This is a genomic window from Microbacterium sp. NPDC076768, from assembly GCF_040687205.1.
In the GTDB taxonomy this organism is placed as follows: domain Bacteria; phylum Actinomycetota; class Actinomycetes; order Actinomycetales; family Microbacteriaceae; genus Microbacterium.
On sequence record NZ_JBFBMU010000002.1, the window covers coordinates 527,138 to 540,163 of the forward strand.

Sequence of the window (13,026 nt, forward strand, 5' to 3'; positions counted from 1 at the left end):
CCAAGGTTCTCACCGACGGAGGCACCTTGCGCGTCACCCTGGCGTCACCCGGATGAGGGGAGATGAAGAGGTCAGCTCTCGGCGAGCCCCAAAGTGTCTAGCAACCAGGCGAGCTCGAATGCGCGCTCTTTCCATGAGTTATAGCGCCCGCTCACTCCACCGTGTCCTGCCACCATCTCGCATTTCAGAAGCACATCTGATGCTCCCGCTTCACGCAGGCGCGCGACCCACTTTGCGGGCTCCACGTAAAGCACACGCGTGTCATTGAGTGAGGTGACGGCGAGGATCCGCGGATACTTGACGCCATCGCGCACGTTCTCGTACGGCGTGTACGACTTCATGTAGGCATAGACATCAGCATTGTGCAGCGGGTCACCCCACTCATCCCACTCGATGACGGTGAGCGGCAAGGAAGGATCAAGGATCGTCGTCAACGCATCCACAAAAGGCACTCCTGCCAGGATCCCCGCAAAAAGCTCGGGCGCAAGGTTGGCGACCGCCCCCATGAGGAGTCCTCCTGCGCTGCCGCCTTCGGCGACCAGACGTGCGGGAGTGGTCACCCCGGTTGCGATGAGGTGCTCCGCGCAGGAGACGAAGTCGGTGAAAGTGTTGCGCTTCTGCAGGAGCTTGCCATCTTCATACCACTGTCGCCCCATCTCGCCGCCTCCGCGGACGTGCGCGACGGCGAAGACCACACCTCGGTCGAGCTCAGAGAGCCGTGCGACCGAGAAGCCGGGATCGATGGAGTGTTCGTACGACCCATAGCCATAAAGATGTACCGGGCGCGCTGAAGCGCCGGGTTCCCCGAACGACCGTTTCCATACGAGCGAGATCGGAACACGGACGCCATCGGCTGCTGTCGCCCACTCGCGCCGCTGGTCGTACTCGGCGGGGTCGTAGCCGCCGAGAACAGGGACCTGTTTACGCAACACCAGTTTGTCTGTGGCGAGGTCGAGATCGTAGACGGTTCCAGGGGTGACGAACGAGGTGTAGCCCAGTCGAAGGAACGGAGAGTGCCATTCAGGGTTACCGCTGACGCCGGCGGAGTAGAGCGGCTCGTCGAATGTGAGCTCTCGGACCGTAGAAGTTTCGTAGTCCAGGAGGCCGACGCGTTCGAGACCTTCGCTCCGGTATTCCACAGTCGCGAAGTCACGGAATGCGTCGATACCGAGGAGTCGCTTGCCCTGCTCATGCGCGATCACTACGTGACGCTCGCCCTGAGGATCTGCCGCATCAACGGAGACCAGCTCAAAATCCAAGGCTCCGTCGTTGTGCAGTACCAATAGACGGTCCTGACCATTCACCACCGCGTGGTCGATCGAGTACTCGACACCTTCGCGGCGAGGCCACACCAGCCGAGGCTCCGCGGTCAGCGGGCCCTCCAGGTCAACCAAGTATTCCTCGCTCGTGATGCTGGAGCCGACTCCCACAACCAGGTACCGGCGGCTGCGGGTGATGCCAGCGCCCAACCAGAACTTTTCGTCCGGTTCGTGAAAGAGCGTGATGTCTTCGGATAGCGGGGTGCCGATCCGGTGGAGCCAGAGCGTGTCAGGACGCCATGCCTCATCTCGAGTCGTGTACAAGACTCCGGTGCCGTCCGGCGTAAAGAAGGCGCCGCCGGTGTTCGGGATCTCATCTGCAAGTGTTTCGCCCGTGGTGAGATCGCGCACATGCACTGTGTAGAGCTCATCGCCCTCAAAGTCGGTCGACCACAGCAGCTTGGTGGCATCGTCCGAGGTGTCAAAGGCTCCGAGCGAAAAGAACTCGTGTCCCTCGGCCTCCACGTTTGCGTCGAGCAGGACGACTTCGCCAGGCACCGGTACTCCTGCAGAGAGCACAGGCGGCGTCCAGTCGTCTGCGGCGGCGGCGGCGCGGCAGTGAATGCCGTACTGGGCGCCCTCCTCTGAACGGCTGTAGTACCACCAGTCACCCCGACGGGTGGGTACGGAAAGATCAGTCTCTTGAACGCGACTCTTGATCTCTTCGAAGAGGCGCCCCCTGAGCTCCGCAAGATGCGCTGTTTCTGCATCGGTGTGGGCGTTCTCCGCTTCAAGATGCGTGACGACCTCTGCGGCGTCTTTATCGCGGAGCCATTCGTACGGATCGTCCACGATGTCATCGTGATGGGTGCGGAGGGTCGAACGGCGGTCGGCGATAGGAGCATCAGTCACGTTCTCACGCTATCTCAGGTCAAGTTGACCGGCGCGGGGGAGGGTGGGAGGATTTACCGGGGCCGGTTAACGGAAGTCAAACCCGCGGTGAACTCTTCGTTCGTCACGTCGATCTCGTCGACACATCCTTCTTCCTCATCGACCGAAAGCGAACGGTGGAAACCGCAGCCCTTATTGTCGTGCTCGTTATTGCGCTGGCACTCTTCTTCGACTTCACCAACGGCTTTCACGACACCGCGAATGCCATGGCGACGCCGATCGCCACCGGCGCGCTGAAGCCGAAAACAGCCGTCCTTCTTGCCGCTCTGCTGAACCTCGTCGGTGCGTTCCTCTCGACTGAGGTGGCGAAGACCATCTCCGGTGGCATCATCAACGAAGATGCCATTGCCGGAGCGGGCGCTGAGCTGTTCCTCGCGCTGATCTTCGCTGGCCTCATCGGCGCGATTACGTGGAACATGCTCACCTGGTTGCTCGGGCTGCCATCGAGTTCTTCGCATGCGCTCTTCGGTGGGCTCATCGGAGCAACCCTGGTCGGTGCAGGACTCGGCGGCATCGATTTCGGGATGGTGATGTCGAAGATCGTGCTGCCGGCCTTGATCGCTCCGCTCACTGCCGGGCTGATTGCCTTCGCCGCCACGAAGATCGCGTACTCCGTGACCCGACGCTACGACGGAAAACCAGATGGCCGTGACGGCTTCCGTTGGGGCCAGATCTTCACTTCTTCTCTGGTGGCGTTGGCGCATGGAACGAACGATGCGCAGAAGACCATGGGAGTCATCACCCTCGCGCTGATCACGATCGGCTGGCAGTCTGGCGCGCGCCACGAGCCTGAGCTCTGGGTTATCGTCGCCTGCGCATTCACGATTGCACTCGGCACATACCTGGGTGGCTGGCGCATCATCCGGACCCTCGGCAAGGGACTCACCGACGTCAAGCCCGCGCAGGGCTTTGCCGCCGAGAGCTCAACGGCCGCCACGATTCTTGCGTCCAGCGCTCTTGGTTTCGCGCTTTCCACCACGCAGGTCGCATCAGGGTCTGTGATCGGATCCGGGCTCGGTCGCCGCGGTTCCACCGTGCGTTGGAAGACCGTGGGACGAATCGGTATCGGATGGCTCCTGACTCTCCCGGCCGCAGGTGCGGTAGGCGCTCTCGCAGCGATCTTGGTGGTGTGGTTCGGCACATGGGGTGTGGTCATCGACGCGATTCTTGCTGTTGTGATCATCCTGGGGCTCTTCATGCGTTCCCGTCATGATGCCGTCACCTCAGCGAACGCGATGAGTGACGTCGCGGAGTCTGGCATGGCGATCGAGCTTCCTGACATGCCGCCGCCCACTCGTCGCCAGCAGCGCATTGCGCAGGCAAAGGCTGAGGCGAAGGCGCGCGCCGAGGCGCGAGAGCAGGCAAAAGCTCAGAAAAAGGCGAAGTCAAAAGCGAAAGCCGCAGCGAAGGCGAGCGGCTCTTCGGCGCCCGGTGCTACGGCGTCAAAAGAGGCAGACAGAGATGAGGCGTCCGAATGAACGTTGTCATTGACTGGCTCGCCTTTCTTCAGGTTTTCGCTGTCGCACTTGCCGCTGCGGCCACGATCGTCACCTTCTACTCTCTCGGGCTCCGTTTGCTCGTGCGCAGTGGCCGCGCCCCTGTGGTGAGTCCTGCGGAGTTCACTGACGCCATCACGGTGATTTCGGATAAAGAACTCAAGCGTGCAGAGAAGCAGGCGGCCAAAGCGGCGCGGAAGAGCCCGTTGACCGAGGGGCAGAAGTTGTTCGCGCTTGTCGGCGCCTATGCGTGTTTCGCGCTGTGCGCTGCCGCAGTGATCAGTGGAATTTTGCTACTGGTGATCGGTCGCTGACGAGGCAGACGGATCTTGGGCACAAAGTCGGTGCCTACGTTTAGGCTGAGGCCATGTCTGTAGGAACCGACTCCTCATTTGTCTTCGGACGCAACGAGCCGGCGTCACACGTGATCGTCCATGTAAGTGACCCACACTTTCTCGCTGGGCATGCGTATCTCGGCGGCCGCTACGACGTCGAAACAAACTTTGCGCGCACGCTCGAAGCCATCAGCGCAGTGCATCCTCATCCTTCTGCGATCGTCATCACTGGCGATCTCACCGATTTGGGGGAGCCGGAGGCGTACCGGCGTCTGCGTGCGGCCGTCGAACCGGTGGCGGAGCAGCTGCGCGCACCCATCGTGTGGGTCGCAGGCAATCACGACGAACGGCCAGCACTCCGTGCTGGCTTGTTAGACCTGGAGCCGAGCGAACAGCCCGTGACGAGCGTGCACGACTTGGGCGGCCTCCGGCTGATCGCGTTAGACACTAGCGTCCCTGGTTGGCACCATGGCGATCTCGACGAGGCTCAGCTGGGGTGGCTTTCCGAGGTGCTAGCGACGCCTGCTCCGCTGGGCACCTTGCTAGCGATGCACCATCCGCCGATCCCGAGTCATTTGCCGCTGTTCGACATTTTGGAACTGCGGCACCAAGACGAACTTGCAGAGGTGATTCGCGACACCGATGTGCGGGGGATCCTTGCCGGCCACCTGCACTACTCCTCGAACGGGATGTTTGCTGGCGTGCCGGTGAGCGTCGCCTCAGCCACCTGTTACACGATGAATGTGGCGCGCCCCGCTGCCGACGTAAACGGCATGGATGCGGCGCAAGCCTTTCAACTGGTTCACGTATATCGGGATACGATCACGCACACCGTCGTCCCGGTGACAGACGCCGAGACCGGCGACACCTTCTCTGCCGCGTGGTTGGAGAGCATGTCCAGGCTCACACCGGAAGAGCGACTCGAAGCGTTCTCCCGCAAGTCGCCGCGCTGACCGGCGTAGACTGGACGCATCCCCCACCTTCTTTAACCGCCACGACCCACGAGGATGTGACATGGCTTCTGCCGCGCCTGCCCAGACCCGCACCGAGACCGATTCGCTCGGAAGCATGGAGATCCCTGTCGACGCGTACTGGGGGATTCACACCGCCCGCGCCGACGCTAACTTTCCGATTACCAAACGGCCTATTTCGGTCTACCCCGACCTGGTGGTCGGGTTGGCTATGGTGAAGCAAGCCAGCGCCAGGGCCAATCGTGAGATCGGTGTCCTTGACCCCGAACGTGCGGACTTGATTGATCGTGCAGCGCAGCGGGTCATCGACGGCGAATTTCACGAGCAGTTCACGGTCGGTGTTATTCAGGGTGGCGCTGGCACCTCGACAAACATGAACGCGAACGAGGTAATCACCAACATCGCGCTCGAGATGGCGGGGCGCGAGAAGGGGGACTACGCGTTCCTGTCTCCGATCGATCACACGAACCGCAGCCAGTCCACGAACGACGTGTACCCGACGGCGGTCAAGATTGGCTTGTCGCTGACGCTGCGCTCACTTCTCGAAGAGCTTGATCTGCTTCGGCTGTCGTTCCTCGGAAAGTCGCGCGAGTTCCACGACGTGCTGAAGGTCGGCCGTACCCAGCTTCAGGATGCTGTCCCGATGACGCTCGGACAGGAGTTCAATGGCTTCGCCACAACTCTGGGCTATGACCACAAACGTCTCACTGAGAACGCCTCTCTCATGTTCGAGATCAATATGGGTGCCACGGCGATCGGTACAGGCATCACGACGCACCCCGGCTACGCGCCGTCAGTGCTGAAGCACCTTCGCCAGATCACCGAACTTGATCTGCGCACCGCTGGTGACCTTGTCGAAGCCACAAGCGACACTGGCTCCTTCATGTCTTTCTCTTCGACGCTGAAGCGCAACGCGATGAAGCTGTCAAAGATCTGCAACGACCTTCGTCTTCTTTCCTCTGGTCCACAGGCAGGGTTCGGCGAGATCAACCTCCCCGCCATGCAAGCAGGATCCAGCATCATGCCCGGCAAGGTCAACCCTGTGATCCCGGAGGTTGTCAGCCAGGTCGCCTTTGCCGTCGCGGGAGCAGACATGACGGTGACGATGGCGGCAGAAGCAGGTCAGCTGCAGTTGAACGCGTTTGAGCCTGTCATCGCGCACTCAATTTTCCAGTCCATCACCTGGATGCGTCAGGCAATGTGGACGCTGCGCGTCAATTGCGTTGATGGCATCACTGCCAACCATGACCGGTTGGGTGCGCTTGTGGGGGCATCGGTCGGCGTGATCACCGCGCTGACGCCCTTCATTGGCTACGCGGCGGCCGCGGCTCTTGCCAAGACAGCCCTGCTAACGAACCGCAGTGTCGCCGACCTGGTCGTGGAGGCAGGGCTGATGTCGCGCGAAGAGGTTATCAAGCAACTATCGCCCGCACGGCTTTCCGGACTGGAGACAATCACCGCAGCGATTCCGGTCGTCAGGCCAGAAGACATCTCCGAGATCTGATCACATACACATCACATACACAATGAGGGGTGGATGCCGCGGCATCCACCCCTCATTGTGTATGAGCGTGTCTTAGTCGGTGATGCGGCAGTGGGTGGTGAGCTCGCCAATCCCATCAATCCCGACCGTGACGGTCGAGTGATCGCGCAGGAAGATCTGTGGGTCCCTCGAATAGCCCGCACCGCCGGGACTGCCCGTAGAGATGAGGGTTCCCGGTAGCAGGGTGAGTGACTGCGAAAGGTGCGCGATCAGCTTCGCGACCGAGCGCACCATCTGATCGGTGCTTGCATCCTGCACAGTGTGCCCATCCACAACGGCCCAGATATGCAGGTCTTGTGGGTCTGCTACTTCATCGGCGGTGACGGCGTAAGGCCCGGTGGGGGTAAACCCATCGAACGACTTGCAACGAGACCACTGCGCCTCAGAGAACTGGATGTTTCTGGCGGTGATGTCGTTCACCACGGTGTAGCCCCAGACATGGGAGAGGGCGTGAGCCTCGTCAACATCTTTCGCGGGAGGCCCGATGAGCACGCCGAGTTCTGCCTCATAGTCGACCGCCTCGCTGAGGCTGCGCGGCCAGGAGGTGGTTTGTTCGTGACCGGCAAGTGAGTTCGGCCACAGGGTGAACACTGTCGGAGCAGCGTCCGTCTTCAACCCGAGCTCGCTGGAGTGCGCAGCGTAGTTCAGGCCGACCGCGAGTACTGCGGGCGGAGCGAGGACCGCTGAGCTGAACACCCAGTCACCGAGCGGGTGTTTCACTGCGGTGTTCTGCGCTAGCGCAGCGCGCAGCGCGGTGAGAGCCTCATCGCCTCTTTCGATCAGCTGCTGCAATGTTGCAGGGGGGTCGGTCAAGAGATCAGAGACGAGGATGGCGTCCGGACCCTCGACAACGGCAAGAACCGTGCGAGAAGAGTCAGGACGGCGCAGGTGAGCGAACCGCATGGTTCTACGCTACCGGGTAGGCGCCATCCAGCGGGTAGGAGAGGAGTGCCATATCCGAGCGTTGCCCTTTGTGCCCATAAGCTTTGCCTATGAGTTCCGGAGGACCGTCGTACCCGCATCAGCCGTCGCCCTATCCACCTCCGCCCGCAGGCTATACGCCTCCTCCTGAGCGGTATGTGTCACCGCTCGCGCAGCCGACGCCTTATGCGCCGCCTGCGCCTGTGGCGCCATCGCCGGCAGAGTCGTTGCCTTCGCTGCCTATGCCGACCAAGAAAGGTCGCACGGTGTCACCCTGGTTGTTTGGGGCGCTTGGGCTGATTTTGATCGCGCTTATCGGTTACTTCGTGTGGGCACTGGGGTCGTATGCGTCGGTTGTCGGACTCGTGCTTGCGCTTATCCCATTGACGATCGTGTTTCTCGGGGTCCGGTTGATCGATCGGTGGGAGCCGGAGCCCAAACGACTTGTGGCCTTCGCTGTGGCCTGGGGCGCTATCGCGGCAGTCGGACTCACCCTGCTTTTTGATACCGCGTTGACGCTCCTGTTCGGCACGCGGTCAGAAGCTCTTGCGGCGGTCGTGCAAGCTCCGCTCGTCGAGGAGATCTGGAAAGGCCTCGGGGTCTTCCTTATCTTCCTACTCGCTCGGCGGGCATTCGACGGCCCCGTCGACGGCATCGTGTATGGCGCTTTGGTGGGGGCAGGGTTCGCCTTCACGGAGAACATTCAATACTTCGGCTTGAGTTTGATCGAGGGCGGCGGGCAGCAGCTGACGGTGACCTTCGTCGTACGCGGGCTCTTGTCGCCTTTTGCACATGCGATGTTCACCGCCGTCACGGGGTTCGCGATTGGTTTGGCCGCTCGTCGGCATGGTTCGGTTGCTGCCGCGTTTGGTGCAGGGGCGTTGGGAGCTGTCGGTGCCGTCTTGTTGCACGCGCTGTGGAATGGCTCCGCGACGTTTGCAGATTTCTTCGGTCTCTACTTCACGCTTCAGATGCCACTGTTCATCGGATTCATCCTGGGGATCGTTGCGTTGCGCCGAGAAGAGGCCAGGCTCACCCAAGCGCGACTAGCGGAGTACGCGGCGGCAGGGTGGTTCACGCCTGAGGAGGTCACCATGCTGGCGACTCCTGCCGGGCGCAAGGTAGGTCTCGCCTGGGCTGCGCAGTTGCGTGGCGACCGCCGACCGCTCATGCGCTCGTTCATCGCAGACGCGACGGCGCTTGCCGCAGTGCGACAGCGTGCGATCACCGGGCGCGATCCTTTGGCAGTAGGAGACGAGCGTGCGCTACTCACCCGCTCCCGTGCCACCAGGGCCGCGCTGCTGGCGTACTGACGGCGAAAAGAACAAGACTCAGCGCCCGGTGCTGCGGCGATGCCGGCAAGTCTCCCGAGCGCTGAGTTGATCTGTAACCAGGGTGCACCCGGCGATTCCGGCTGTCAAGACCTTCTTCCAACGCGTGCACTGAGCCTGTCGAACGTGCGTGCACTGAGCCTGTCGAACGTGCGTTCGCTGTGAGCAGGTGCCCGCGCGTTGACCCGGTTGGGCAGACTCGGGTTGGATAGAGCTATGACTGATCGCACAAAGCCTGAGTTTGATGCCCCCAGCAGCCCGGCTCCCACGGAGCTCGTCACCCGCGACATCATCGAGGGTGACGGCGCCGAGGCGAAGCCCGGCGACACTCTGACTGTTCACTACGCGGGCGTTGAGTTCGATTCCGGTGAAGAATTCGACTCTTCCTGGAGCCGTGGCGAGACCATCCAGTTCCCGCTCACCGCGCTTATTCAGGGGTGGCAAGACGGTATTCCTGGAATGAAGGTGGGCGGTCGTCGTGAGCTCATCGTTCCGCCGCACCTTGCATACGGTCCCGCCGGTGGTGGCCACTTCCTTTCCGGAAAGACGCTGATCTTCATCATCGATCTGGTTGCGGTTGGCTAATTCGCCTTCCGACTCAAAAGGCGCCGCTCTTCTTCGGAAGAGGGGCGCCTTTTGTTGTAAGCGGCGTATCTGCCCACCACGGGAATATATGCATCTGAATGCAAGTTGGCTTAGGTGTCGCGGCGATCGCGACAACTCGCGTTGCCGCACTGCGGCTGACCACCCCAGAGGAGAAATCATGACCAGCATCGACATCCCCGGCTACCGCTCAGGCACCTGGGTACTTGACCCTTCCCACAGCGAGGTCACGTTTAGTGTTCGCCACATGATGATCTCGAAGGTGCGCGGCAGTTTCGGTGTGAAAAGCGCCACACTGATCGCACCCGAAAACCCGCTGGAGGCCAAGGTTGAGGCGAGTGTGGATGTGACATCGGTCGACACCAACGATGAGGGTCGGGATGCGCACCTGCGATCGGCCGACTTTTTCGACACAGAGAACTTCCCCACGATGGAGTTCGTGTCGACGGGCACGCGCGTCGATGGGGGCGACCTTGTCGTCGATGGGAATCTCACCATCAAGGGCATCACTCAGCCCGTGAGCTTCGAGCTCGACTTCGGCGGCTTCGGCACTGACCCGTACGGCAACTACAAGGCGGGAGCATCTGCCAAGGCTGTGATCAACAGGGAAGACTTCGGCCTCACCTGGAACGCGGCGCTGGAGACTGGTGGCGTCTTGGTGGGCAAAGATGTCACGATCACCCTCGACCTTCAGGGCGCACTGCAGCAAGGCTAAGTATGTGTCGTCTGCGACGTTCTCCGACTGGTAGACTCTTTAGGTTGCCGTTTGATCGGCCGCGGATAAAGAGAGCTCACGCATTAGGCGTTGGGCGCCGCGCAACGAACTGAAAGGGGATCCCATCTATGCCACTCGAATCAGACGCCAAGAAGGCGATCATGGAAGAGTACGCGACGCACCCCGGTGACACCGGATCCCCCGAGGTGCAGGTCGCAATGCTGACGCAGCGCATCAAAGACCTCACCGAACACCTGAAGGAGCACAAGCACGACCACCACTCGCGTCGTGGCCTGTTCCTGATGGTTGGTCAGCGCCGTCGTCTCCTCAGCTACCTCCAGGACATCGACATCGCGCGTTACCGCGCGCTGATCGAGCGTCTCGGGCTTCGTCGCTGAGACACTGCGACCCTGCGTGCAATCGCGCAGAACATTCTTGAGAAGGCCGCCCCACGGTGTGGGGCGGCCTTCGTGTTTTCTTTAATGGTTTAGACGACAGTGTCGTCTTGACTTCGCTTCCCTCGTCGCCTAGAAATAGGGTTCATCGCAGGATGATCTGCAGAACAGGCGCCGGGGGGCGATGGTGGAGCACGTAGCCGAATTCGATCATGAGCTATTGGCCGCACCAGGCGCAGAAACCGCGCGTCGGTACTTGGATCACGCCGCGGCAATCCGCGAGCGGCGACAGCGGATCGTCGACGGCCGCGCATCAGCATGGGGAACAATCCTGCAAGCTGTCTTCGTTGCTGGCTTCATTGCGATCTTCTCCGCCGCTATGAAGCAGGGAACGGCATTGACCGCATTCCAGACGCTAATGGTGCCGCTGCTCCTCATGGGGCAGATTCTTGACGGGATCATCGCGCGTGGGGAGCGGCCGTCGAAGGCAAAGCCCAAACGGCGACTCGTGCGGGTCGGCTCTATCGTGCTCTTTCCCGTCATGCTGTTTCTTTTCCTGTGGCTTATTTTCAACGGTTCCGCTCTGCCAGGCGCGTGGAACATGCTTCCTGCTGCTTTCGTTTTTCTCAGTATGGGGGGAAGCGGGGTCCGCAAACTTGTCCGCGCGTCTTCCGGTCCGCCACCATTTTCCCCACCGCGAGCTGCACTAACTCCGGGCATCGGTTGGGCAACTGTCGCTGTCGGCATTGTGTTGGGCATTGCGACCGCGCTTGGTGCGGTGCGAGATGAGAATATTCGCAGTGCGATTCTGTCCGGGTTGCTGCTGATGTTGGTCGTGTGGTTCTCAGCTCCCGCCTCGGCTGTGGCGTTGCGGCTGATCGGTGCCTCGTGGCGGTGGCCACACATTTGTGTGTGTGCGGCGAGTGTCGGACTCGTTTTCGTGCTTCAGATTCCGACTCCTGATGGTGCGTCCTTCGCGCCCCCCGTTTATCTCGTCTCCGGGGCAGCCATCGCAGTGTCGCTGTGGGCGGCGTCGAGGGTAGAGGGGCGCGACCTCGATGCGTAGCACCGGAGTGACGCATGATGATTCCCGGCTTGACGATGTTTTCGCGTCGCCGCTTGTGTTTTCGGTGATGGCAGCGCTCACGGGAAATGTAGAACTGGAATTCCGCACTCTTCGACGGGTTTTGCAGTGCGAGAGTGCGGCGTTGAGCGGCGCGATCAATGCTCTGCGCGCCGCGCATTGCGTCAAGGTGCGCAAGGAGACGCTCGGCGATTTTTCGCAGAGCTGGGTGTGCGCGACGCTTCTGGGCGACGACGCATTCGTCGCGCACCTCAACGCCTTAGAAGAGATTGCAAGCGGTAGGGCATAGCCCCGTGGCGGCGTCAGACGGCGGCGTTCACCAGGTCTGGATGATGGATCGCTGCCACGTCGGGGTGCGCCCGCAGGCGTGATTTCAGGGCGTTGTCTCCGTGGAGAGCGTGGATGGGATTGCGGGGGTCTTCTGTCACGCCCTTGGCGTCGGCGGCGAGCTCGGGTGGCAGGTCAATCAGGGGCAGGCTCTTGTCGAGTGCCGGATTGAAGAAGAACGGAATCGAGATGCGCTCCTCTGGTGCACGGGGTGACACCACTCGGTGGTTTGTTGCCTTGAGGTAGCCTCCGGTGGCGTACTCCAGCAGTTCGCCGATATTGACAACGAAGGCCCCGGGCACCGGGGGAGCGTCAACCCAACTGCCATCGCGTTCGACTTGAAGACCGCCTCGTCCCGGCTCAACCCAAAGCAGCGTGAGCACTCCAGAGTCTTTGTGTGCTCCGACGCCCTGTTGTGGCTCCGGCTCATGGGTTCCTGGATAGCGAACGATTTTGATGAGCGTCGAGGGCTCTCCGAAGTGCTCGTCGAAGTATGTTTCTTCGGCACCCAGTGTTTGTGCCCAGGCGCGAAGGAGCTTTCTCGCGATTTCAGCAAGCGCGTCATGCCACTCCTCGACGACATCGCGCAACTCCGGCTGAGTGGCAGGCCATAGGTTGGGGCCGATCAGGCGATTGAACGCGGGGCCGCCGTCGACGGGTTCGCGTTCGGGGCCGATGTCAATCTGCTCGCGCCAGTCGACCTCTCCCTGGGTTCGTTCGCCGCCGATGCGGGTGTATCCGCGGAAGTGCGGGCTGTTCACATTCTCGATTGCGAGCTTGTCTGCCTCGGGGAGGGCGAAGAAGTCGAGCGCCGCACGGTGCAGGCGTGTTTCAAGTTCCGGGGAGATCCCGGTGCCTGTGAGGTAAAAGAAGCCGACGTCATGCGTTGCGGTCCGGAGGTCGTTACGGAACCGCGCCGCGGCAGCGGGGCCTTCGTCAAGCTGTGACAGGTCGAGGATGGGGAGCGAAAGTTCAGCCATGGACTGAGCGTAAGTCTGTTTTTCACCTGCGGGGCGCTCTGTTGCGTTTGGTTACTTTTGTTTCACGTCGGAGACGCGGCATCCACAGTGCTAAGGTCTTTGAGGTAAGGGATGC

Annotated in this window: 13 protein-coding genes; 10 read left to right on the forward strand and 3 right to left on the reverse strand. The window is 61.4% G+C overall.

Annotation, left to right across the window (positions count from 1 at the left end; all coding sequences use genetic code 11):
• Nucleotides 1–71 precede the first annotated feature (71 nt).
• On the reverse strand, nucleotides 72–2,171 hold the full coding sequence (locus AB0O87_RS08920) for a S9 family peptidase (RefSeq protein WP_363514339.1): 2,100 nt from the start codon (nucleotides 2,169–2,171) through the stop codon (nucleotides 72–74).
• A gap of 155 nt (nucleotides 2,172–2,326) precedes the next feature.
• On the opposite strand from AB0O87_RS08920, the gene AB0O87_RS08925 reads away from it, so the two are divergent.
• The 4 genes from AB0O87_RS08925 (at nucleotide 2,327) to AB0O87_RS08940 (ending at nucleotide 6,516) form a co-directional block, all read left to right on the forward strand.
• Nucleotides 2,327–3,688 carry an inorganic phosphate transporter gene (locus AB0O87_RS08925; RefSeq protein WP_363514342.1) on the forward strand — a complete coding sequence of 454 codons (1,362 nt, stop codon included), beginning with the start codon at nucleotides 2,327–2,329 and terminating at the stop codon, nucleotides 3,686–3,688.
• Nucleotides 3,685–4,020 (forward strand): peptidase, encoded by a 336-nt coding sequence (locus AB0O87_RS08930; protein ID WP_363514345.1) that lies wholly within the window; start codon nucleotides 3,685–3,687, stop codon nucleotides 4,018–4,020. The genes AB0O87_RS08925 and AB0O87_RS08930 overlap by 4 nt, the downstream gene beginning before the upstream one ends.
• A gap of 53 nt (nucleotides 4,021–4,073) precedes the next feature.
• Nucleotides 4,074–4,994, forward strand: coding sequence for a phosphodiesterase (locus tag AB0O87_RS08935; protein ID WP_363514348.1), 921 nt, complete (start codon nucleotides 4,074–4,076; stop codon nucleotides 4,992–4,994).
• 61 nt (nucleotides 4,995–5,055) lie between these two features.
• Entirely contained in the window at nucleotides 5,056–6,516 is a 1,461-nt protein-coding gene (locus AB0O87_RS08940; RefSeq protein WP_363514351.1) for an aspartate ammonia-lyase, read from the forward strand.
• A 72-nt stretch (nucleotides 6,517–6,588) separates the two neighbouring features.
• On the opposite strand, the gene AB0O87_RS08945 is transcribed toward AB0O87_RS08940, so the two are convergent.
• Nucleotides 6,589–7,458 (reverse strand): fumarylacetoacetate hydrolase family protein, encoded by an 870-nt coding sequence (locus AB0O87_RS08945; RefSeq protein WP_363514354.1) that lies wholly within the window; start codon nucleotides 7,456–7,458, stop codon nucleotides 6,589–6,591.
• An 89-nt stretch (nucleotides 7,459–7,547) separates the two neighbouring features.
• Between AB0O87_RS08945 and AB0O87_RS08950 the strand changes: the two genes are divergently transcribed.
• From AB0O87_RS08950 to AB0O87_RS08975, 6 genes are all read left to right on the forward strand, one after another.
• On the forward strand, nucleotides 7,548–8,789 hold the full coding sequence (locus AB0O87_RS08950) for a PrsW family intramembrane metalloprotease (protein ID WP_363514357.1): 1,242 nt from the start codon (nucleotides 7,548–7,550) through the stop codon (nucleotides 8,787–8,789).
• 234 nt (nucleotides 8,790–9,023) lie between these two features.
• Complete coding sequence (locus AB0O87_RS08955) at nucleotides 9,024–9,392, forward strand: FKBP-type peptidyl-prolyl cis-trans isomerase (RefSeq protein WP_363514360.1); 369 nt, start codon at nucleotides 9,024–9,026, stop codon at nucleotides 9,390–9,392.
• Nucleotides 9,393–9,570: 178 nt separating this feature from the next.
• The gene (locus tag AB0O87_RS08960) at nucleotides 9,571–10,125 is read left to right on the forward strand and encodes a YceI family protein (RefSeq protein ID WP_363514363.1); all 555 of its coding nucleotides are present in this window, start codon (nucleotides 9,571–9,573) and stop codon (nucleotides 10,123–10,125) included.
• A gap of 128 nt (nucleotides 10,126–10,253) precedes the next feature.
• Nucleotides 10,254–10,523 carry a 30S ribosomal protein S15 gene (gene rpsO, locus AB0O87_RS08965; protein ID WP_363514366.1) on the forward strand — a complete coding sequence of 90 codons (270 nt, stop codon included), beginning with the start codon at nucleotides 10,254–10,256 and terminating at the stop codon, nucleotides 10,521–10,523.
• A 181-nt stretch (nucleotides 10,524–10,704) separates the two neighbouring features.
• Nucleotides 10,705–11,586, forward strand: a complete 882-nt coding sequence (locus AB0O87_RS08970; protein WP_363514369.1) for a hypothetical protein — start codon at nucleotides 10,705–10,707, stop codon at nucleotides 11,584–11,586.
• Nucleotides 11,579–11,893, forward strand: coding sequence for a transcriptional regulator (locus AB0O87_RS08975; RefSeq protein ID WP_363514372.1), 315 nt, complete (start codon nucleotides 11,579–11,581; stop codon nucleotides 11,891–11,893). The genes AB0O87_RS08970 and AB0O87_RS08975 overlap by 8 nt, the downstream gene beginning before the upstream one ends.
• Before the next feature lie 13 nt (nucleotides 11,894–11,906).
• Here the strand turns inward: AB0O87_RS08975 and AB0O87_RS08980 are convergent, their stop codons facing one another.
• Entirely contained in the window at nucleotides 11,907–12,911 is a 1,005-nt protein-coding gene (locus AB0O87_RS08980; RefSeq protein ID WP_363514375.1) for a 2-oxoglutarate and iron-dependent oxygenase domain-containing protein, read from the reverse strand.
• Nucleotides 12,912–13,026: the final 115 nt, after the last annotated feature.

Bases quoted from the DNA above. Each gene is read 5' to 3' on its own strand.
- AB0O87_RS08955 (WP_363514360.1), top strand. From the start codon at position 9,024: ATGACTGATCGCACAAAGCCTGAGTTTGATGCCCCCAGCAGCCCGGCT.
- AB0O87_RS08950 (WP_363514357.1), top strand. From the start codon at position 7,548: ATGAGTTCCGGAGGACCGTCGTACCCGCATCAGCCGTCGCCCTATCCA.
- rpsO (WP_363514366.1), top strand. From the start codon at position 10,254: ATGCCACTCGAATCAGACGCCAAGAAGGCGATCATGGAAGAGTACGCG.
- AB0O87_RS08930 (WP_363514345.1), top strand. From the start codon at position 3,685: ATGAACGTTGTCATTGACTGGCTCGCCTTTCTTCAGGTTTTCGCTGTC.
- AB0O87_RS08975 (WP_363514372.1), top strand. From the start codon at position 11,579: ATGCGTAGCACCGGAGTGACGCATGATGATTCCCGGCTTGACGATGTT.
- AB0O87_RS08945 (WP_363514354.1), bottom strand. From the start codon at position 7,458: ATGCGGTTCGCTCACCTGCGCCGTCCTGACTCTTCTCGCACGGTTCTT.
- AB0O87_RS08980 (WP_363514375.1), bottom strand. From the start codon at position 12,911: ATGGCTGAACTTTCGCTCCCCATCCTCGACCTGTCACAGCTTGACGAA.
- AB0O87_RS08940 (WP_363514351.1), top strand. From the start codon at position 5,056: ATGGCTTCTGCCGCGCCTGCCCAGACCCGCACCGAGACCGATTCGCTC.
- AB0O87_RS08970 (WP_363514369.1), top strand. From the start codon at position 10,705: ATGGTGGAGCACGTAGCCGAATTCGATCATGAGCTATTGGCCGCACCA.
- AB0O87_RS08935 (WP_363514348.1), top strand. From the start codon at position 4,074: ATGTCTGTAGGAACCGACTCCTCATTTGTCTTCGGACGCAACGAGCCG.
- AB0O87_RS08960 (WP_363514363.1), top strand. From the start codon at position 9,571: ATGACCAGCATCGACATCCCCGGCTACCGCTCAGGCACCTGGGTACTT.